The sequence below is a fragment of the Arthrobacter sp. NPDC080082 genome (assembly GCF_040686595.1).
In the GTDB taxonomy this organism is placed as follows: domain Bacteria; phylum Actinomycetota; class Actinomycetes; order Actinomycetales; family Micrococcaceae; genus Arthrobacter.
In genome coordinates, this window is sequence record NZ_JBFBKQ010000001.1 from 692614 (window position 1) to 712854 (window position 20241).

Annotated in this window: 20 protein-coding genes; 8 read left to right on the plus strand and 12 right to left on the minus strand. The window is 69.4% G+C overall.

All coding sequences use genetic code 11. The features are described 5' to 3' along the window. The first annotated feature begins 79 nt into the window (after nucleotides 1-79). The 3 genes from AB0O44_RS03255 to AB0O44_RS03265 all read left to right on the plus strand — a co-directional run bounded on the left by AB0O44_RS03255 (nucleotide 80) and on the right by AB0O44_RS03265 (nucleotide 3515). The gene (locus tag AB0O44_RS03255; RefSeq protein ID WP_364134114.1) at nucleotides 80-856 is read left to right on the plus strand and encodes an electron transfer flavoprotein subunit beta/FixA family protein; all 777 of its coding nucleotides are present in this window, start codon (nucleotides 80-82) and stop codon (nucleotides 854-856) included. An 11-nt stretch (nucleotides 857-867) separates the two neighbouring features. Continuing rightward, the gene (locus tag AB0O44_RS03260) at nucleotides 868-1878 is read left to right on the plus strand and encodes an electron transfer flavoprotein subunit alpha/FixB family protein (protein ID WP_364134117.1); all 1011 of its coding nucleotides are present in this window, start codon (nucleotides 868-870) and stop codon (nucleotides 1876-1878) included. A gap of 560 nt (nucleotides 1879-2438) precedes the next feature. Next, nucleotides 2439-3515, plus strand: a complete 1077-nt coding sequence (locus tag AB0O44_RS03265; RefSeq protein ID WP_364134120.1) for a cytochrome b/b6 domain-containing protein — start codon at nucleotides 2439-2441, stop codon at nucleotides 3513-3515. Here AB0O44_RS03265 and AB0O44_RS03270 read toward each other — a convergent pair. From AB0O44_RS03270 to AB0O44_RS03300, 7 genes are all read right to left on the minus strand, one after another. Beyond that, complete coding sequence (locus AB0O44_RS03270) at nucleotides 3502-3837, minus strand: hypothetical protein (RefSeq protein WP_364134686.1); 336 nt, start codon at nucleotides 3835-3837, stop codon at nucleotides 3502-3504. The two genes, AB0O44_RS03265 and AB0O44_RS03270, sit on opposite strands and share 14 nt — an antisense overlap. A gap of 19 nt (nucleotides 3838-3856) precedes the next feature. Further along, entirely contained in the window at nucleotides 3857-4198 is a 342-nt protein-coding gene (locus AB0O44_RS03275; protein ID WP_364134123.1) for a transcription initiation protein, read from the minus strand. Nucleotides 4199-4281: 83 nt separating this feature from the next. Further along, the gene (locus tag AB0O44_RS03280) at nucleotides 4282-5148 is read right to left on the minus strand and encodes an SDR family oxidoreductase (protein ID WP_364134126.1); all 867 of its coding nucleotides are present in this window, start codon (nucleotides 5146-5148) and stop codon (nucleotides 4282-4284) included. Nucleotides 5149-5282: 134 nt separating this feature from the next. Continuing rightward, the gene (locus AB0O44_RS03285) at nucleotides 5283-6566 is read right to left on the minus strand and encodes an MFS transporter (protein WP_290256273.1); all 1284 of its coding nucleotides are present in this window, start codon (nucleotides 6564-6566) and stop codon (nucleotides 5283-5285) included. Between the two features lie 14 nt (nucleotides 6567-6580). Continuing rightward, entirely contained in the window at nucleotides 6581-7807 is a 1227-nt protein-coding gene (locus AB0O44_RS03290; protein ID WP_290256274.1) for a CoA transferase, read from the minus strand. Beyond that, nucleotides 7804-9267, minus strand: a complete 1464-nt coding sequence (locus AB0O44_RS03295) for a dihydroorotase family protein (RefSeq protein ID WP_364134130.1) — start codon at nucleotides 9265-9267, stop codon at nucleotides 7804-7806. The genes AB0O44_RS03290 and AB0O44_RS03295 overlap by 4 nt, the downstream gene beginning before the upstream one ends. A gap of 52 nt (nucleotides 9268-9319) precedes the next feature. After that, on the minus strand, nucleotides 9320-10687 hold the full coding sequence (locus AB0O44_RS03300) for an FAD-binding protein (RefSeq protein WP_364134133.1): 1368 nt from the start codon (nucleotides 10685-10687) through the stop codon (nucleotides 9320-9322). 217 nt (nucleotides 10688-10904) lie between these two features. On the opposite strand from AB0O44_RS03300, the gene AB0O44_RS03305 reads away from it, so the two are divergent. The 5 genes from AB0O44_RS03305 to AB0O44_RS03325 all read left to right on the plus strand — a co-directional run bounded on the left by AB0O44_RS03305 (nucleotide 10905) and on the right by AB0O44_RS03325 (nucleotide 16189). Further along, the gene (locus AB0O44_RS03305) at nucleotides 10905-11699 is read left to right on the plus strand and encodes an IclR family transcriptional regulator (protein WP_364134136.1); all 795 of its coding nucleotides are present in this window, start codon (nucleotides 10905-10907) and stop codon (nucleotides 11697-11699) included. After that, a complete protein-coding gene (locus tag AB0O44_RS03310; RefSeq protein ID WP_364134139.1) occupies nucleotides 11696-12517 on the plus strand; it encodes a CoA ester lyase in 822 nt (273 codons plus the stop codon). The genes AB0O44_RS03305 and AB0O44_RS03310 overlap by 4 nt, the downstream gene beginning before the upstream one ends. 18 nt (nucleotides 12518-12535) lie before the next feature. Then, nucleotides 12536-13372, plus strand: a complete 837-nt coding sequence (locus tag AB0O44_RS03315; protein ID WP_364134142.1) for a cyclase family protein — start codon at nucleotides 12536-12538, stop codon at nucleotides 13370-13372. After that, nucleotides 13369-14787 (plus strand): MmgE/PrpD family protein, encoded by a 1419-nt coding sequence (locus tag AB0O44_RS03320; RefSeq protein WP_364134145.1) that lies wholly within the window; start codon nucleotides 13369-13371, stop codon nucleotides 14785-14787. Before AB0O44_RS03315 ends, AB0O44_RS03320 begins: the two co-directional genes overlap by 4 nt. 163 nt (nucleotides 14788-14950) lie before the next feature. Then, nucleotides 14951-16189 (plus strand): FAD/NAD(P)-binding oxidoreductase, encoded by a 1239-nt coding sequence (locus tag AB0O44_RS03325; protein ID WP_364134148.1) that lies wholly within the window; start codon nucleotides 14951-14953, stop codon nucleotides 16187-16189. A 79-nt stretch (nucleotides 16190-16268) separates the two neighbouring features. Here the strand turns inward: AB0O44_RS03325 and AB0O44_RS03330 are convergent, their stop codons facing one another. The 5 genes from AB0O44_RS03330 to AB0O44_RS03350 all read right to left on the minus strand — a co-directional run bounded on the left by AB0O44_RS03330 (nucleotide 16269) and on the right by AB0O44_RS03350 (nucleotide 20224). Next, entirely contained in the window at nucleotides 16269-17069 is an 801-nt protein-coding gene (locus tag AB0O44_RS03330; RefSeq protein ID WP_364134151.1) for a MerR family transcriptional regulator, read from the minus strand. A gap of 64 nt (nucleotides 17070-17133) precedes the next feature. Beyond that, nucleotides 17134-18369: a sigma-70 family RNA polymerase sigma factor gene (locus AB0O44_RS03335; protein WP_364134154.1), complete on the minus strand. Its 1236-nt coding sequence runs from the start codon at nucleotides 18367-18369 to the stop codon at nucleotides 17134-17136. Further along, complete coding sequence (locus AB0O44_RS03340; protein ID WP_290256284.1) at nucleotides 18366-18689, minus strand: YciI family protein; 324 nt, start codon at nucleotides 18687-18689, stop codon at nucleotides 18366-18368. Before AB0O44_RS03340 ends, AB0O44_RS03335 begins: the two co-directional genes overlap by 4 nt. Nucleotides 18690-18840: 151 nt before the next feature. After that, nucleotides 18841-19602, minus strand: a complete 762-nt coding sequence (locus AB0O44_RS03345; RefSeq protein ID WP_364134157.1) for an aminoglycoside phosphotransferase family protein — start codon at nucleotides 19600-19602, stop codon at nucleotides 18841-18843. Between the two features lie 142 nt (nucleotides 19603-19744). After that, nucleotides 19745-20224, minus strand: coding sequence for a GNAT family N-acetyltransferase (locus tag AB0O44_RS03350; RefSeq protein ID WP_364134160.1), 480 nt, complete (start codon nucleotides 20222-20224; stop codon nucleotides 19745-19747). Nucleotides 20225-20241: the final 17 nt, after the last annotated feature.

Consider the following 20241-nt stretch of genomic DNA (forward strand, 5'->3'; position numbering starts at 1 on the left):
CGGCGGCACGTTTCGTAGACTCTAGGGAGATTCGGCGTGCCGCCTCCCGGCGGCATGCCCGCCACAGGAAGAGCCATCAATGAAGATTGTCGTCCTAGTCAAGGAAGTCCCGGACACCTACGGGGACCGGAAACTGAGCCTCGAAACGGGCCTCGCGGACCGCGGGGCCAACGAGGCGGTGATCGACGAGATCGGCGAGCGCGCCCTGGAAATGGCGCTGAGCCACGCGGACGCGCACGAGGGAACCGACGTCGTCGTCCTCTCGCTCGCCCCCGAATCCGCCACCGCCACCCTCCGCAAGGGCCTGGCGATGGGTGCCGGCAGCGCCGTGCACGTCTGCGACGAGGCGCTCCGCGGCGCGGACCTGGGCCTCACCGCCGAGACCCTCGCCGCCGCCATCCGCCGCACCGGCTTCGACCTGGTGGTCACCGGCAACCTCTCCACCGACGGCACCGGCGGCATGATCCCCGCGATGCTCGCCGAACTCCTCGACGTCCCTCACGCCACCGGCCTGAGCTCCGTCTCGATCGGGGACGGCAGCGTATCCGGCACCCGGCCGGTGGACGACGGCGTGCAGCAGGTCTCCGCGCAACTGCCGGCGGTCATCTCCATCACCGAGGCGTTGCCCGGGCCGCGGTTCCCCAACTTCAAGGGCATCATGGCGGCCAAGAAGAAGCCGCTGGAGGTGCTTACCCTCGCGGACCTGGGCGTCGCGGCCGACGATCCGGAGGCGGCGCGGTCCATCATGCTCTCCGTCGCCGAACGGCCGCCGCGTGCGGCCGGCGTGAAGATCGTCGACGACGGCGACGCGGGCGAGAAGATCGCCGCATTCCTGATCGAAAACCGCCTGGCGTAGGGAGCACCGACATGACTGAATTTCCCACTGACGCCATCCTGGTGGCGCTCGAAACCACCGCCGCCGGAGACCTGGAAAAGGCCGCCGCCGGATTGCTCGGCGCGGCTGCCGCCGTGGGCACCCCCGTGGCGCTGGTGCTGCCCGCTGCGCAAGCCGGGAACTATCCCGGCGACGGTTCTCCGTCCGGTGATCCCGCCGCGGACGCCCTGGCCCTCGGCGCCGCCCGTGTCCTGGTCGCGGAGAATCCGGCCCCTGAGGCCCTCGGCGTCCCGGCCGTGGACGCCCTGGCCGCTGCCGTGGAGCTGGTCCGGCCGGACGCCGTGCTGATCTCGCATTCCCTCAACGGCCGCGACCTTGCCGGCCGCTTCGCCGCCCGGACCCGCTCCGCCGTCTGCGTCGACGCCGTGGGGGTCTCCCGCGACGAGGAGGGCGTGGTGGCGCACCACTCGGTGTACGGCGGCGCCTACAACGTCACCGCCACGGCCACCTTCGGGCCGCCCGTCATCACCATCCGGCAGGGGTCCATCGAGGCCCGCGCCGAAGCGCGGACCGCGGCCCCGGAGACCCTCACGGTGACCGCCTCCGGGAAGCCCGCGGCACGGATCGAGTCCTTCGAGGGCGCGGCGGCGGCCTCCACCCGGCCCGAACTCCGCGGGGCCGCCAAGGTGGTGGCCGGCGGCCGGGGCCTGGCCTCCAAGGAACAGTTCGCCCTGGTGGAGGAACTCGCCGACACCCTCGGCGCGGCCGTCGGAGCCTCCCGCGCAGCGGTGGACGCCGGCTACGTCGCACAGTCCCAGCAGGTGGGCCAGACCGGGGTGTCCGTGTCCGCGCAGCTGTACGTGGCGCTCGGCATCTCCGGGGCCATCCAGCACCGGGCGGGCATGCAGACCGCGAAGACGATCGTCGCCGTGAACAAGGACGCCGACGCGCCGATCTTCGAGATCGCCGACTTCGGCGTAGTGGGCGACGTCTTCACCGTGGTCCCCCAGCTGATCAGCGCCCTCGAAGCGCGGAAGAAGTAGCGGTGGCGGCCCCCTCAAGACCGCTCCGCCGGGGACTGCCCCGGGTGCCGGGCGGCGAGCCCTGGCCCCCCGCGGGCGAGGCCCCGGAGCGCTTTGCATCGGTGGCTGTCTCGGCGCCCGCGTCCGCTCCGGAAGTTTCGGCGCCCGCGGCTGCTCCCGTGGCCGAGCCCGTTCCCGCATCGGCAACTGCCCCTGTGTCCGGCGGTGGCCGGCCGCTTCGGCGAGGCCTCCCCCGCGTCCCGGGCGGTGAGCCCTGGCCACCCGCCGGAATGACGCCGCTGTCAGCGGCTGCTAGCGCGCCGGCCGAGGCATCGGCCCCCGCAGCGGTCGCCCCGGCAGCGGCCACATCCGCACCCGTCCCGGCTCCTGCTCCCGCGGCAACGGCACCCGCCGCCGCGGCTCCGGCCCCCGCTCAGGCCGGTACCACTCCCCTGCGCCGTGGCCTCCCGCGGGTTGCCGGTGGCGAGCCGTGGCCCCCGGCAGGCACCGCCCCGGCCCGGTATGCCACTTCAGCGGCACCGGTTTCGGTTCCCGCTGTCGCCGGCGAACCGGCGGCTCCCGTGGCCCCGGAACCCGTGGTCCCGGAACCCGTCGTCGACTCGGCGCCCGAGGCCCAGGCTCCCGCGGCGGCCCCTGTTCAGGCTCCTGCCCCGGCGGCCGCCGAGGCGCCCGCACCGGTCGCTGCCCCGGTTGCACCCGCCAAGGAGAAGCCCGCCGCGCCGAAGCCCGAACCCCGCCGTTACGGGTCGCGGACTTTGGCCGGCTGGATCCGCCGGGTCGCGCTCATAGCCCTGGGCGCCGTCGTCGCCGCCGGAATCCTGATTCTCGCCGCCCGCGGCGTCACCACGCTGCCGGGCGTTCCGGAGTTCCTCCGCCGCTACCCCGGCGCCTACGAGCTGCCGGACACCGCGCAGGCCGGTTTCCCGTGGTGGGCCCAGTGGCAGCACTTCCTGAACTTCTTCCTGATGGTGCTGATCATCCGCTCCGGCTACCAGGTGCGGACCCAGCAGAAACCGCCCGCCTACTGGACGCCGGCGCGGGGCGGGAAGAAGATCAGCATCACGCTGTGGCTGCACCAGTCGCTGGACATCCTCTGGCTGGCGAACGGGCTGATCTTCGCGGTGCTGCTGTTCGCCTCCGGACACTGGCTGCGGATCGTGCCCACCAGCTGGGAGGTGTTCCCCAACGCCGCGTCGGCCCTGCTGCAGTACCTGACTCTCGACTGGCCGGTGGACGACGGCTGGGTGAACTACAACAGCCTGCAGCAGCTGATGTACTTCGTGGTGGTGTTCATTGCGGCGCCGCTCGCCGTAATCACCGGGGTGCGGATGAGCGAACTCTGGCCGAAGAACGCCGCCACCCTGAACCGGATTTATCCCGTGGAGGTGGCCCGGGCGCTGCACTTCCCCACCATGCTGTTCTTCGTGCTGTTCATTCTGGTCCACGTGTTCCTGGTGTTCGCCACCGGGGCGCTGCGGAACCTGAACCACATGTTCGCCGGTTCGGACGAGGTGAACTGGGTGGGCTTCTGGCTCTTCGCGGCGGGCCTGGCCGTCACGGCGGGGGCTTGGTTCGCGGCGCGGCCGTTGGTGCTGGCGCCGCTGGCCCGGCTGTCCGGGAAGGTCAGCAGCCGCTAAGTTCCCCGGGCCGGGTCACGTTCACCGGGAAGGTCATGAAGGCGGGAGTCTCGTACGGGTGCACGGCTAGCGCGGCTGCGACGACGGCGTCGCGCCGGTCTCGTGGGTAGATGGCCTCGATCCTGACCTCGGCGACCTCCTCCGGCATGCCCACGGCGCCGACGGCGGGCGCCGCCCCGGGCAGCGGGGTAAACCGGCCCGTCCCGGCTGTGCTGAAAGAGCAATGCGAGTAGTTGCCCAGCCGTCCCGCGCCGGCGTCGCCGATCGCCCGGCGGACCGCATCGGCGTCGGCGGCGGGCACGTAGATCACCAGGCAGTCCATGTCCGCCATGAACAGCGGGTCAAGCTTCCGCGTCGTCGCCGAAGGCGCGGATTTCCTGCGGGCAGCGGCACGCAGTGGCGAATTTGGCGCCCCATTCCACGGCCGCCTCGTGGGAGGGCAGGTCCAGGATCGAGTAGCCGCCCTCCATGTGCGCGGTCTGCGGGTAGGTGCCCGCCCGGGCCTCGCCGCCGCCGTCGACCACCACCGGCGGTACGCTTTCGTCGATGCCGCCGCCGAACACCCACACCCCGGCGGCCTGAGCCTCCCGAACGACGGCGTGCGCGGCGTCCGCGACGGCGGGGAGCTCCTCGAGCGGGACGTCCATGGCGGCGCTCGGAAACGAGATCAGATACTTGGTCATGGCGCTGACTCCTTTGTCGCGGCGGGGAGGGCTTTATCCTCGTGGATGCCCCGGCAGTGCGCAAGGAGCGACCGCCCCTGTTTTCAGGCGGTCACCCACCCCGCGGTCATCCCGGTTACTTGGCTGCCGTCAAGGTCCTTGAGCTTGGTGCCCACGAAGGTGCGTGCCCAGTCGGAGGTCTGCACACGGAACGGCGTGCCCTCGTCGCGGAGGCTGGACAGAATGACCTCGGCGACCTCCTCGGGTGTCTGCGCATTGGAGCTGCCGAACTGCTGGGTGGTCCGGTTAAGGTAGGCGGTCAGGGCCGGGGCGTAGGGTCCCGCGTCGGCGAGCATGGTCTTCGGGTCGATGCCGGCGTTGGCGACAAACTCGCTGGAGACCGGGCCGGGTTCGATCACGTGCACCCCCACCCCCACCGAGGCCGCCAGCGGCTGGAGGCTCTCCATGAAACCCTCGACGGCGAACTTGGCCGCGCAGTAGGCCTCGTTGAAGGGCTGGCCGACGACGCCGCCTACCGAGCTGATGGTGATGAGCCGGCCGCCGCTGGCCCGCAGGAGGGGCATCGCGGCCCGGGTCAGCGCGACGACGCCGAAGAAGTTGACCTCCATGGCCGCGCGGATGTCGTCGACGGTTAGGGTTTCCACGGTCCCCAGCGTGGCGCTCCCGGCGTTGTTCACCACCGCGTCGAGCCGGCCGTAGCGCTCGGAGCAGTAGGCGATCTCCCGGTCGATGGCCGCCTGGCTGGTGACGTCCAGTTCGCGGATGTCCAGCTCCACCCCTGCCGCCGAGGCGGCGGCGCGCAGGGCATCCGCCTTCGTGAGGTTGCGCATGGTGGCGACGGTGGTCCAGCCGGCCTGCGCGGCGGCGACGGCGGTGGCCAGCCCGATGCCGGAGGAGGTTCCGGTGATCAGGACGGTCCGTGCGGTGGGTTCGGGCTGCTGGCTGCTCATGGGGTTCCTGTCGGTTGGAAGCGGCAACGGCGGGCGGATGCCCTGCCCCGATCATCCATCGCTGGCAGCCGGATGCCAACAGAAAGGCCGGGCAGCCCCTCGGCTGCCCGGCCCTTCAGGGCGTCTCCGGGAGACTAGCCACGCACCGGAGCCGCCTCCTGCTCGGCGGTGACGCGGGCCGGTTCCTTGGTGAAGAACAGGAGCGCTGCGGCGGCGATGACGCAGAGCACGGCCATGATCACGAAGCCACCGGTGTAGCTGCCGGACTCGGAGACGATGAAGCCCATGACGCTCGGGGCGATGATGCCGGAGAGCGCGAAACAGGCGTCCGCGAACCCGGCGGCGGTGCCGGGCTGCTTGGGAGCGGCGTCAATAGACGCAACCCACCAGATACCGCCCGTGATGAAGCCGAAGCCCACACCCAGGGAGATGCAGACCAGGGCGAGCGTCAGGGTCACCGGCATCACCAGGAGCGGAACCAGCGAGGCGCCGGCCAGCAGCAGCGCCACACCGATGATGGTGAAGCGGGAGCGGACCTGCTGGGTGCGCTTGTAGATGCGGTCCACCAGCACGCCGCCCACCAAAGCACCGACGACGCCGGCCGCCCAGGGAGCAACGGAGAAGGCGCCGACTGCCTTGAGCGAGAGCCCGAACCCGGCCTGGAGGTACTGCGGCAGCCAGTACATGAAGGCCCAGAACATGAAGCCCCAGGCGAAGTAGCCCAGCCCCACGATCCAGAGGTTGCGGTTGCGCAGGATGGGTCCCCACTCCATCTTTTCTTCCCGGCCGGAGGCTTCGCCCTCGGTCTGGCCACTCTTGATGTAGGCGCGCTCCTCCTCGGAGCAGAAGGCCGCCTCGGCGGGGGAGTTCTTCAGGTACGGCACCGCGATGAGGACCCACAGGACACCGGCGGCGGCGAGGATCCAGAACATGCCCATCCAGCCGGTCAGGGAGACCAGCTGGGTGAGGATGGGGCCGCCGATCAGCAGGCTGCCGGAGACGGCCACGCCGCCCACCAGAGCCAGTGCCTTGCCGCGTTCCTGGGCGGGAAGCCACCGGCTGGCGATGCGGGTGGCGGCCGGGAAGCAGGGAGCCTCACCGGCGCCGAGCACGATCCGGACCAGGATGAGGCCGAGGAAGCCACCGGCGGCCGGGGTGAGCGCGGAGGACACGGCCCACACGATCATGCCCCAGATGAGGATCTTGCGGGAGCCGAACCGGTCCACCAGAGGTCCGGAGAGCAGGGCGAAGACCATGTACCCGACGGAGAAGGCCGAGCTGATGATGCCGTATTCGGCGGCGGAGATACCGAAATGCTCCCGGATCGGCGTCGCTGCGAACGAGATGGCGCTGCGGTCGATGTAGTTGACCAGCACCAGTCCAAGGACAATGCAGAGCGTAAACCAACGCGATTTCATAGGGTTCCTAGGGGTCAGATGACGCCGCGTTCACGGAGATCGCGGAGTTCGGAGGGATCATGTCCGAGGGCGGTGAGGACCTCGTCGGTGTCGGCACCGAGCGGGCGCCCGGTATGCCGAATGGAGCCGGGGGATTTGGTCATCCGCCACATCACGTTCTGCATGCGGACCGATCCAAGATCTGGGTCGGGGACTCGGGTGATCATCTCCGTGGCCACAATTTGTTCGTCCACGAGCAGCTCGCTGGGACGGTAGACCGGCGCCACGGCCGCGCCGGCGGCCTCGAATTCCTGCACCACCTCGTCCCGGGTGCGCTGTTCGACCCAACTGCCGACGTAGCCGTCGAGCAGCTCGGCGTGCTGGGCACGCTGCCTGCCGGTAGCGAACCAGGGTTCGTCGATGACCTCGGGGTGGCCCACCAGGCGCAGCACCCGCTCGGCGATCGCCTGCGCACTGGTCGAGACGGCCACCCAGTGGTCGTCCTTGGTCCGGTACAAGTTGCGCGGGGAGTTGTTTTGGGACCGGTTGCCGGTGCGGTCCTGGTCCAGTCCCAACTGGTCCGCGTAGATCACGGCGGGTCCGACAGCGGTCATGATCGGGCTGAGCAGGTCCAGGTCGATCACCTGGCCCTCACCGCCGTTGCGGTCCCGCTCCAGCAAGGCCATGGCGACCGCGGAGGACCCGGCGACGCCGGCGATCGAATCCGCCAGCCCGAACGCGGGCAGGGTAGGCGGTCCATCGGGTTCGCCGGTGAGGTGCGCGAACCCGCTCATCGACTCGACCAGGGTCCCGAACGCGGGCCGGGACGAGTACGGGCCGCGCTGACCGAAGCCGCTGACCCGCAGCATCACCAGGCCGGGGTTGTCCTTGGACAAGACGTCATAGCCGAGACCCCAGCGCTCGAAGGTTCCGGGCCGGAAGTTCTCGACGACGACGTCCGCGGTGGCTGCGAGCTCCCGGAAGATCTCCTGGCCCTCCGGGGTTCCGAGGTGGAGGGTCACGGTCTGCTTGTTGCGGCTGACCATTTTCCACCACAACGGGATCCCGTCCTTGTCCAGCCCGTGGCCGCGCATCCCATCGGGTTTGGTGGGGTGTTCGATCTTGATGACGTTGGCGCCGAAATCACCGAGGATCTGGGCCGCCAGCGGACCCGCCAGAATGGTCGAGGCGTCCAGGACCTTCAGGCCGCGGAGCGGCCCGTGGTTGGTCTCGGCCACGGCGCCGAAGGCGTTGGCGCTCACAGGTACGGGCGCTGCAGGTAGCGGCCGACGGGTTCGCCGGTGATGACGCCGTCGGTCAGCACGCGGTGGCCGCGGACGAACGTGTCTGTGACCTTGGCGCCGAGTTCGAAACCCTCGAACGGCGTGTACTCCTGGGTGGATTCTGAGTCCTCGGCGCGCACGGTCCAGACGGCGTCGGGGTCCACGATCGCGATGTCGGCGTCGGCGCCTTCCACCAGCCGGCCCTTGCCGGGCAGGCCGTAGCGGGACGCAGGGTTCGAGGAGGTCAGCTCGGCAATGCGGCGGAGGGACAGTCCGCGCTTGCGGCCCTCGGTGATCAGGCCGGGCAGCAGGTACTCGGTGCCGCCGAAGCCGGACTTGGCGGCGAAGATGTCGTCGCGGTCGTCACCGAACTTCTGCTCGTCCTTGCAGCACGCGTGGTCCGAGACCACCCAGTCGATGTTGCCGGCGAGCATGTGCTCCCAGAGGGCCTCGACGTCGTCGCGGGGACGCAGCGGCGGGTTGACCTTGCCGCCCAGGCCATGGGCGGTGTCGATGTCGGCGAGCAGGTGCCCGATGGTTACCTCGCGGCGGAAGTCCACGTGCGGGAACGCCTCCGCCATCTTCATCGCGGCCTTCAGCGCCTTGGCCGAGCTCAGGTGCAGGAGGTTGATGTTGGGCAGGCCGGTCTCGTCGGCCAGGAAGGACGCGATGGTGACGGCCAGGCCCTCGGAGTGCTGCGGCCGGGACGCGCTGTAGGCGGCGAGACCGGTGAGGGTGCCTTCCTCCTCCACGAGCTTGGTGTAGGCGCTCATGATCTCGGCGGTCTCGCAGTGCAGGGAGAGGGAGATGTGCGGGGCCAACTCGGGCAGCTTCTCCCGGGCGGCCTGGATGCCGCGCATGACGAATTCGAAGTGCGCCAGGTTGTAGTTCTCGTCTTCGGGGATCATCAGGAATTCGCTCTGCGAGGTGGAGCGTCCGTGCAGGCCGTGGCTGCCGTAGAACATGAAGATCTTGAAGGACGTGACGCCGTGGTCCTCGACCAGCGACGGGATTTCCTCGATGTGCTGCTTGGACATCGGGGCAAGGTGGAAGGCGTAGTCGATGTAGGCCTTGCCCTCGGAGGTGGCCAGCACCTCGGGGTAGAAGTCCTTGTAGGGGCCGCCCTTGTTCAGGTAGTACTGACCGGTCCGCATGTAGGTGATCGCGGAGGTCACGCCGCCCTGGGCACTTGCCCGGGACTCGGTGACGGTGTCCTCGCCGAGCGGGTTGTAGATACCCCAGTGCTGGTGGGCGTCCACGACGCCGGGAAAGACCAGCTTGCCCGCGGCGTCGACGATCTCGGCGCCGTCGGCGGAAAGGTTCGGCCCGATCGCGGTGATTTTGCCGTCGGTGACGAGGATGTCCAAGAATTCGCCGTCGTCGGGGGCGTTCTCCTCGGGCCGCACAACGGTGCCGTTCTTGATGAGGAAGGTACTCACGTGAAACTCCTGATGCTCTGGTGATGGAAAGGTGGGACCGCGCGGAACGCGGTCAGGTGCGTGCGCCCAGGTCTTCGGCGGCCAGCCAGGCCAGGCCGAAGGCGGTGAGCAGGCCGTTGCCGGCCAGGTAACCGGCGGCGCCGTGGCCGGAGATTCCGGTGGCGGCCCCGCCCGAGGCGTAGAGGCCGGGGATGGGCGACTGGTCCACCCGGGTCAGCACGCGGGCGTGGTGATCGACCACCAGGCCGCCCTGGGTGTGGAAGAGTGCGGGAACGATGCGGACGGCGGCGAGGGGGCCGGTCAAGGCGTGACGCTCGTCGCTGCGGCCCTGCCGGTCGGGCTCCTCACCCCGGGCTGCCCTCGCGGCAGCGTCGACGTCGTCGGCGAGCGCGTCCGCGGGAACCTTGAGGCGCTCCGCCAGATCGGCCACGGTCTCGGCCCGCACCAGCGCCCCGCTGTCGGCGACCTGCTGGAAGTCCGTGAAGGCCAGGCATTGTTGTTCGATGTGCTGGTCGATGATGATCCAGCCGGTTTGTCCGGGCTGGGCGGCCAGGATCGCCGCAAACTCCGAGTAGCCGGTCGTCTCGTCCGCGAAGCGCCGTCCTTCGGTGTTCACGATCAGGCCGCCGTGCAGGACGGTGGCCCAGCCCACGAGGGTCTGGCTGGAGGCGGAGAGGGCGGCGTGCCCCTGGTAGGCGTCAAGGTAGGCCGAGTCCGCGCCAAGGCCGGCGCCGATCCGCAGGGCATCCCCGCGGCTGTAGAACCCGCCGTGGTAGTGGACGCCCGCCATTTCCGGGATCCACCGCTCCACCAGTTCCGGCGCGCCGCCGTATCCGTTGGTGGCCAGCAGCACGGCCGGGACGGACAGCCGGTCCGTGGAACCGTCCGGGGTGGAGGCGACGATGCCGGAGACCGCTCCGCCGCTGACCTCGACCTCTTCCAGGGTCATGGGGGTAATGAGTTCGATCCGCTCGTGGCGGCGGGCGCGGTCCACGAGGTGGGCCAAGAGGGTGGATCCGTGCCGGCCGGAGATGGTGTGGCACCGGTCGGCGCTGTGTCCGGGGTAGTGGAAGTCGGTCACCAGTTCAAGGGGCAGCCCGAGTTCGTCGGCCATCCATGTCACCATGGGGGCGCTCGCCGCGGTCAGGGCCTCCGCGAGCCGCCGGTCGGCGCTGCCGCCGGTCTTTCGGTCGATGTCTCCGAGGAAACGGCCGGGGCTGTCGTCGATTCCGGCGGCTTCCTGCCAGCGGGTGCCGGCCGCGGGGATCATGGCGGTGCACATCGAGGTGTTGTTTCCGCGCTGGAACTGGTCATCCGCGTCGATGACGACGACGTCGTGGCCCAGATCCGCGGCACGCAGCGCGGCGATCAAACCACCGCCCGCACCTGCCACGGCCAGATCGAAATCGTACTCGGGCATTCTCACCTCCCTGCCTGTTCCGCTTGGCGGAACATATTTGGTCTGTGTCGTGGAACACTTTGCCCGATCACATTCCAGTGCGCAAGGGTTATTTTTCAGAAACTTCCGATAATTCGCGGGTTTCTCTCGGGCGGAAGTCTCGACAAGCGTTCCGTTAGGCGGTACAAATGGTGAAAGTCGTCAATCCGGACTTCGTCAGTCATCCAGGGAGCCAACTATGGAAACCACGTCCAGCGGGACCACCTCCGCGGCCCGTGCGGCCGACGTCCTCGTGGCCTTCGGCCGCCGGAACAGTGCCCTCGGGATCTCCGAGATCGCCCGCTCCACCGGATTGTCCAAGGCTGTGGTGCACCGCATCGTGTCCACGTTCGTCGAACGCGGCCTCCTCACTTATGAGGCAAGCAGCCGCCGGTACCGGCTGGGGCCAGCCGCCGTCACCCTTGGGGCGCGGGCGCTGGACACCTCGCCGCTGCGGCGGGCCGCCCGGGAAGCCCTGGTGGAACTCCAGCGGCAGACCGGCGAAACCGCAACGGTATCGGCCCGGATCCCGGGCGGCCGGGTCTACCTCGACCAGGTGGAGAGCACCCAGGAAATCAAGATGACCGTGGAGATCGGCCGCTGCTTCGACCTGCACAGCGGCAGTTCCGGCCGCGCCATCCTGGCATTCCTGTCCGAGGACGAGCAGGAGGACATCCTCTCCAGGCCGCTGCCCCGGCAGACCGCGGCGACGGTGACCGACCCCGAGGCGCTGCGCGCTTCCCTCCGGGACGCACGGGCGAGGGGCGTGTGCCATTCCGAGGGTGAACGCCAGGAGGGTGCGGCGTCGCTGGCCGCCCCCGTCTTCTCCGACGACGCACAGGTGGTTGGCTCCATCTCCGTCTGCGGGCCGAGCTACCGGATGTCCGAGGAAAAGCGCTCCCGGTACGAGGAAGCGTTGCTGGAAGCGGCCGCCAAGGTCTCCCGCAACCTCGGTTACAACCCCCAGGCCGCCGGCCGGGAGGCCGCCTCATGATTCCGCGCAGCTGGCTCTACGTCCCGGGCCACCGGGAGGACCGGATCGCCAAGGCGCTGGATTCGGCCGCCGACGCCGTCATCATCGACCTCGAGGACGCAGTGCCGTCCACGGCCAAGGACATGGCCCTGGCGAATGCAGTCGGTGCCCTCGAAACGGCCGGGGCCGGGCGCCAGGTCTGGATCCGGATCAACCCGCTGGACACGCCGTGGTCCGCGCAGGAGCTTGAGACGCTGGGCCGGGCGGAGCGCAAACCGGCGGGCGTCCGAATCGCCAAGGCCGAGGATCCCGCCGCGATCCGCCGGGCCGGCGATGCCCTGGGCTGCCAGCTTCATCTCCTGGTTGAGACGGCGGCCGCACTCCGCGACGCCCCGCTGCTGGCCGGCACCCATCCCCGGGTCACCGGACTGGCCCTCGGCGAGGCCGACCTCGCCGCTGATCTGCGGGTTTCGCCGGAAGGCCTGGAGTGGGCGCGCGGCTGGATTGTCACCGCCAGCCGCTCCCACGGCCTCGCTTCCCCGGTCCAAAGTGTCTACACCGACGTCGCCGACCTTGAGGGCCTGCGCCGCAGCAGCCTGCAGGGCCGGAGGCAGGGATTCTTCGGCCGCACCGTGATCCACCCCCGCCAGATCGACGTCGTCAACACCGCGTTCACTCCCACTCCGGAGGAAGTGGCGCGCGCCGAGGGCGTCGTTGCCCTCGCCCAATCGTCCGCCGAGGCCGGAGAGACGGCCGTTCTCGATTCCGACGGGCGCTTCATTGACCCCGCCGTCGTGGAGAACGCCCGGCTGGTCCTCGACCTCGCCATCCGCGACTAGTCCCCTACGAGGAGATTCATGCACAACGCCACCACGTCCACCACCGATGTCCTGCTCAGCGCCGTCACGGGCAGCACCCAGGAAGTGGTCGAACTCGGCCACCCGCACTTCACCGGCATGCCCTGCTCCCCCAACCACCCGGGATTCCGGATGACCCTGATCCGGCGGCACGGAGACATGGTCCGGCCCGACGGAGGGTCAGCGTCCAACGAAATCATCGTCACCGGCGGACACGTGGGAACACACGTCGACGCCCTCTCCCACGTCAGCCACGAGGGCATGCTGCACGGCGGCGTGGACGCGGCGGACGCCCAGCGCGGCGGGAAGTTCTCCCAGCTCGGGGCGGACCAGATCCCGTTCCTGCTGCGCCGCGGCCTGCTCCTGGACATCGCCGCACTGCACGGGGTGGAGGCCCTGGAGGCGGGCCAGGCAATCACCGCGAAGGATTTGCAGGATGCCGCCGACGCCGCCGGGGTCTCGCCCCGCTCCGGCGACGTGGTCCTGATCCGGACCGGCTGGGCGCGGCACTTCGAGGACCCCGCACGGTATCTCGGCCAGACGGACGGCGTCCCGGGTCCCGATGTGGAAGCGGCCCGCTGGCTCGCTTCGGCCGGGATCGTCGCCGCGGGCGCGGACACCACCGCCTTCGAACACATCCCCGCCGGCAAGGGCCACAGCGTGCTGCCGGTCCACCGGATCATGCTGGTGGAGAACGGCATCCACATCATCGAGCACCTGAACCTCGAGGATGCCTCCCGGCACGAGCTGACCGAATTCACCTTCGTCATGGCCCCGTTGCGGATCGTCGGCGGCACCGGCTCCCCGATCCGCCCGGTCGCGGTGGTGACCCGATGAGCCGGCACGATTTCACCGGCACCGTCGTCGGCCGGCTCGCCGCCCTGGCGGACCGAACCCGAAAAGACGGCCTGGCCCCGGACCTGCGCAAGGACGTGGCCCGCCGGGTGCTTGACCTGCTGGGAAACTCTTTGGCCGCCCACAACCAGCCCTCCGCGGCCGCCGTGATCGGCGTCGCCACCGGCTGGGGCGGAAACGAGGACGCCACGGCCATCGGCACCGGGCGCCATTTTCCCGCGGCGACGGCGGCCCTGGTGAACGGCACCCTGGCCCACTCGATGGACTCGGACGACACTCACCTGCCCTCGGTCCTGCACCCTTCCGCCTCCGTCATCCCGGCGGCCTTGGCGGTGGCGGAAGCCACCGGCGCCAGCGGGGCGGCACTCCTGGACGCGGCCGGCGTCGGCATCGAAATCACGGTGCGGCTGGGCATGGGCGGCTATGACGAGGCCCTGGGAAACTCGGAGTTTTTCGAGCGCGGCCAGCATGCCACCTCCATCTGCGGCGCTATTGGATCGGCTGCCGCCGCCGCGATGCTCTACGGGCTCGACGCCGAGGGCATCGCCGACGCGATGGGCATCGCCGCCAGCTTCGGGGCGGGCCTGCTCGAGGCAAACCGGACCGGCGGGACCGTCAAGCGAACGCACTGCGGCTGGGCGGCGCACTCCGGGATCACGGCCGCCGAACTGGCCCGGCACGGGCTCACCGGCCCGCCCACCGTCATCGAGGGCAGGTTCGGTTTCCTGCACGCCTTCTGCGGGGACCGCGCCGATGCCGCCAAGGTGGTCGAGGGCCTCGGTGAACACTGGGAACTCCCGGGCATCTTCTTCAAGCCCTACCCGTGCAACCACTTCACCCACGCCGGCATCGACGCCGCCCGCGAGCTCCGTGACCGCGGCGTCCGGCCGGAGGACATCGTCGGCATCGAGCTGGGCGTCCCGGCGCCGGTGCTGCGGACTATCGCCGAGCCCGCCGAGTCCAAGGCTAAGCCGGAATCGGGCTACCACGCCGCCTTCTCCGGCCCCTTCACCGTTGCCCGGGCCCTCCTGGGCGGCTCGGGCCTCGGCGTCGGGCATCACGACTTCACCGACGGGATGGCGAAGGATCCGGAGACCCTGCGGCTGGCCGGGCTGGTCCGCTGCCACGCCGACGAGCGCAGCAGTGAGATCTACCCGCACCAGTTCCCGGCGGTGTTGCGCGTCAACACCCGGGACGGCGAATGGCACGAAGCGCGGGTGGAGTTCAACCGCGGCGGCCCGAAAAACCCGCTGAGCGACGACGAACTGGCCGAGAAGTTCCGCCTGAACGTCGGCGGCCGGCGGTCGTCGGAGGACACGGACCAGGTGGCCGCGCTGGCCCTCGGCCTCGGGGACGCCCTGGACGTCGCCGAGCTGATGGCGGCGGTCCGGGAATAGCACACGCCGACGACGGCGGCCCGCACCCCACCCGGGATGCGGGCCGCCGTCGTCGTCCCCTCCGAAGGATTGGGCGCACGGGCCGTCGGTTCCGCGGAAAGCTCACCGTGCTTACCATTGAGGATCCAGTTGCAGGTCAGTTCGCACCATCCAAGGAGTGCCGATGTCGCTGAGCAAGGAAACACCCGGGGGACCTGAGTCCGCGGCCAGGCAACATCACGACGTGGTCGTGATCGGCGGCGGCAATGCCGGCGTCTCGCTGGCCGCTCGCCTTCAGCGCGGCGGAGTCAACGATGTGGCCCTGGTCGAACCCGCGGCCGAGCACCAGTACCAGCCGTTGTTCTCCCATATTGCCGGTGGGCGGGCGAAGGCGTCGTCCGCGGTCCGGAGGCAGTCCTCGGTCATACCGCGCGGGGTGCACTGGATCCAAGACCGGGCCGTGGACATCGACGCTGCGACCAAGACTGTTTCCCTGGACCACGGCGGCCCGCTGGGATACAACCAGCTGGTCGTCTGCCCGGGCCTGCAGCTTGACTGGGACAGTATCCCGGGGCTGGCCGCGGCCGTTCAGTCACCCTCGGGCGCCTCCCACTACGAACTGTCCTTGGCAACGAAGGCCTGGACGCTGCTCAAGGGTCTCCGGTCGGGGACAGCCATCTTCACCATGCCGTCCGGGCCCATCAAATGCGGCGGCGCGGCGCAAAAGCCGATGTACCTGGCCTGTGACTACTGGCGCAAGCAGGGAGTCCTGAAGGACATCCGGGTGATTATGGTGCAGCCCACCGCAACGGTCTTCGGCGTACCGGGTGTGGACGAGGAGCTCAATCGCAAGATCGCCGAATACGGCATCGAGCTGCGCCTGAACAGCGAGGTCGTCCTGGTGGAGCCCTCGGCCCGGACCGTGCTGGTCAAGAACAACGGCACCGGAATCGCCGAGGAACTCCACTACGACGTGCTCAACGTTGTCCCGCCGCAGTCGGCACCGGACTGGCTCAAGGCCACCGATCTGCCTGCGGCCGGCGACGACGGCGGGTTTGTGGAGGTGGATCCGGAGACGCTGCGCCATGTGCGGTTCCCGGACGTCTGGTCGCTGGGGGATGCGGCCGGCACCGCCAACTCCAAGTCGGGCGGCGCGCTGCGCAAGCAGGCCAAGGTGTTGGCTGCGAACCTGATGGCGGCCCGCGAAGGGAAGGCTCTTCCGGAACGGTATGACGGCTACTCCGTCTGCCCCTTCACGGTGTCCCGCTCCACGGTGGTCTTCGCCGAATTCGATGCCCAGTACCGGCCCATGCCCACGATTCCCAAGGTGCCGACCTGGAAGGAGAGCCGCGCGTCCTGGATTGTGGACCGCGACATCTTCCCGCAGGTGTACTGGAACCTGATCCTCAAGGGCCGCGCGTAGGTCCGAGGCGCCCGGCACGGCCCTCCTGCCTCTCCGAAAGGCCGCCATCGTCGTTCCCCGACGCGCCGCGGTACCTGACCTAGCGCGTGACAGGCTGCTGCAACTCGGTCACCCAGTCCGCCTGATCCTCGGACTCGGCCCGGAGGTACACCTCGCGGCACGGTCCGGACGGGGTGTAGCCGCGGGCAATGATCTCGGCGTGGACGGCCTGCCAGCTCTCGCCGATGCGGTCCATCGGGCCCAGGTGGACGCCGCAGATCGCGGCAGGGACGCGCGGAAGCTCCACCGCCTCGACGCCTTCGGGGATGTTTCCCGTGGCGGCGTAGCCGGCGGTGATGCGCATGCCGTCCTCACCCGCCTCGTACTGGGCGATGGGCGTCTCGAGGGACCCGCCGGCGGCGCTGAGCACCCGGGCCACGTCGTCGAACAACGGCCCGACGACGCCGGCCACCTCCGGTTGTTCGGCGACGGCGGCGGTGCGGGCCGCGAGACGGACGGCGGGGAGGGACTTTTCGATGATTTCGATCTGGGTCATGTGCTTTTCCTTCTCGATCAGGTGGAGCCTCCGCTCGACGTCGATGAGCCGTGCCGCGGCCAGCCGCTGTTCCTCCGCCACTTCGGCGCGCCGGATCTGCAGCAGCCGGGCCATCCGCTCCGCATCAACCCCGGCCTCCAGCATGGCGGCAACGTCCGCCAAGCCGAACCCGAGCTGGCGGAGCGCGACGATCCGGTGCAGCCGTTCCAGCTGGGCGGGATCATAGGAGCGGTAACCGCTGAACTCATCCACGTGCGCGGGAACGAGCAGTCCGGAGGTGTCCCAGTGCCGCAGCATGCGGTGGGTGACCTGGCCGATCTGCGCGAACGCTCCAATGGATAACATGACTCAGTTCTCCTGCCTTCCACAGTGTCAGAGTCAAGTATCGCGGCCCAACGGAAGCTCCGGCTCAGGAGGCCAGCAGGTCGCGGCGGCGTTTCAGCGTGGCGGCCTCGGCAGAATTGCCTGCCAGTTCGATGGCCTCGTCGTACGCGAGACGCGCCTCGGCGTGGCGGTCCAGTCTCCGAAGTAGCTCGGCGCGGGTGGCGTAGTAGGCGTGGTAACCGGCCAGGTCCTCGGCCAGCCGGTCGACGGCGGCCAGCGCCACCACGGGCCCATCCACTTCGGCCACTGCCACGGCACGGTTGAGGGCAATCACCGGCGACGGGTCAAGGCAGGTCAGCATGTCGTAGAGGTCGAGAATCTGTGACCAGTCAGTGTCCCGAACGTCGCGGGCAGAGGTATGGACAGCATTGATGGCGGCAAGGAGCTGATAGGGGCCGGGCTTCTGTCCCGTGGCCAGGCGGGCACGCATCAAGGCCCGGCCTTCGGTGATCAGTGCCGCGTTCCAGCTCCCCCGGTCCTGTTCCTCGAGGGTGATGAGCTCACCGGTGGCCGAAAGACGTGTCGCCCGGCGGGCCTCGGTGAAGAGCATCAGAGCCAGCAGGCCCGCCGTTTCCCCGTCGTCGGGCATTAGGGCGTGGGCCAGGCGGGTGAGCCGGATTGCCTCGTCGGTCAGCTCGGAGCGGATGGGGTCCGATCCGACGCCGGTTGAAAGGTACCCCTCGTTGAAGATCAGGTAAAGCACGGCGAGCACGCCGGAGACCCGCTCCCGGAAGTCCTCCTCGGACGGCACCCGGTAGGGGATCCTGGCGGCCTTGATCTTGGTCTTCGCCCGAGTGATTCGCTGCGCCGCGGCGCTCTCCTGGATCAGGAAGGCGCGGGCAATATCGGCCACGGTCAGTCCGCCCAGCATCCGCAGTGTCAGTGCCACCCGCGCAGGCATCGCCAGCGCCGGGTGGCAGCAGGTGAAGATCAGGCGAAGCCGTTCGTCCTCGACGGCGCCAAGCGGCTCAGGGGGCTGATCATCGAACAGCACCTGCGCCTCCTGGTGCTTGCCGGCGCGTTTGCTTTCGCGGCGGAGCCGGTCAATGGCTTTGCGCTTGGCAGTGGTGGTCAGCCAGGCCCCGGGGTTGGCGGGTACGCCGTCGGAGGGCCACCGCTCAACGGCGGCCGCAAATGCCTCGGCCGCCGCGTCCTCCGCGAGGTCGAGGTCGCCGAAACGGCGGGCCAGCACGGCCACCAGCCGGCCCCACTCGGCGCGGTAAGCCCGGTTGACTGCATCCCCGACGTCGCTTCCGTTCACAGGAACGGCCGCACCTCGACTTTGCGGTTGCAGGCCTTGGATCCCTCGGCGGCGAGCTTGAGCGCCGCGTCGAGGTCTGGGGCCTCGATAATCCAGAAACCCGCCAAGAACTCCTTGGTTTCGACGAACGGACCGTCGGTCACCACGGGAGCGGCGCCACGGTTGTCAATGACGGTGGCGGTGTCGGGAAAGCCGAGGCCACCGGCGAAGACCCAGTGGCCGTCGGCCTGCAGCCGGTCGTTGAATTCGTCGATGGCCGCCATCTCGTCCGAGGGGGCGAGTTCACGCTGGTCATGGATCACGGAAAGCAAATACTGCATGTCGCATCATCTCCTGTGGTTGGGACCCACCCAGCGTGGACCTCTCACCCTTGCTACGAACCACTCTGCCCCGATCCGACAGGAAGGGGGCGGATATTTGTCCGGCGTCAGCCGGCAACCCAAGCCTGGCTCAGAATTTGGCCGGACTGGATCAGCCGTCCAGGACCTGTCCGATCCCGAAGGCCCCCACGGAGAACATGCGCGGATTGTCGTCCGACGTGGTGACCATGGCAGTGGATAGCACGAGGGCCCAGCCACGCGCCCGCGTCCACATTTCCTTGTCAGCGGACGGGCCGAGTGCCTCACGGAAGCGCCGACGGGTGCCGGCGTCGAACATCAACCACCCGGCGGCAAGATCCACGGCCGGATCCCCGGCGCCGACATCGCCAAAATCGATCACGCCGGCCAGCGAGCCGGAAGCATCAAGGAGGATGTTGGCCGGGTGAAGGTCGCCGTGCAGCATCATCGCGGGACCGTCCCATGCGCTGGCCGCGCAGGCCGCTACCCAGACTGCTTCCAGTTCCGCCGCCCGGGGATAGCGTTCCTTGTCCTGGAGCCGCTCACGAACCGCCGTATCGCGGTGCCTCAGCGGCACACCGCGGACGGGGTTCACCGGGACTCCGGCGCCGGCTGGACTGTGAAGGGACCGCAGGAACGCCGCGAGGCCAGCGGCGGCCGGTCCGCGATCAGCTGCCCCCGCATCGGCCGCCGAGGCACCGGGAATCCACCGCACGACGCTCCACGGCCACGGAAAGTCCGCCGTCGGCCGGCCCGCGTGGACCGTGACGGGCACCGGAACCGGCGAGCGCTTGGCGATTTCGGGCAGGTACAGCTGCTCATGCAGGATCAGCGGCACGGCTTCTGCCCGGCGGGGCAATCGGACGGCCAGATCGTCCCCGAGGCGGAACGTCACGTTGTCCTAGCCATGGGCGTTCCGGACCAAGGAGAGGTCGGCGAGGTCTGGACGCTGGGCGCGGAGCAGGGAACGGACGACGGCGGCATCCACTTCCAGCGTGGCGCTTGGCATGACCGCCATTCAGGACCCTTCTTCCGCTTCAAAGCTCGCGATAGTAGTAAAGCATTGGGTCTGCCCGGCCCGCTTCCGTATTGGTGAACCCGTGGGCCTCATAAAAACGGCGCGCATCGGTGTCCTCGCCGTCCACGTTGATCTCAAGTAGTTCGCCGCCCCGGCCCCGCACCAGATCCAGGGCCGCGTCCAGGAGTGCGCTGCCCTGGCGGTGGCCACGGAGCTCAGGGCGGACGTAAAGCTCGTCGAGGATCGCGACCGGCCCCCGGTACCAGACGTTAGGCCGAAAACTCAGCACAGCAACCCCACTTGCTGGCTCGCCGGTCAGCAGGATCACTACATCGTCGCCCGTCAGCAGTTGCGTCAATCGCGATTCGAGCTCCTGGGTGCCGGCCGTCGGCGTCGAGAACTCGGTATTGAAGTCATGGAGCAGCCTGGCAACGGCGGCGGCATCGTCCGGCGTCGCCCGCCGTGGCGTCGGGTCGCCTGCAACATCGTCGGAAGTCATGTCTTTCACCGCCTAGT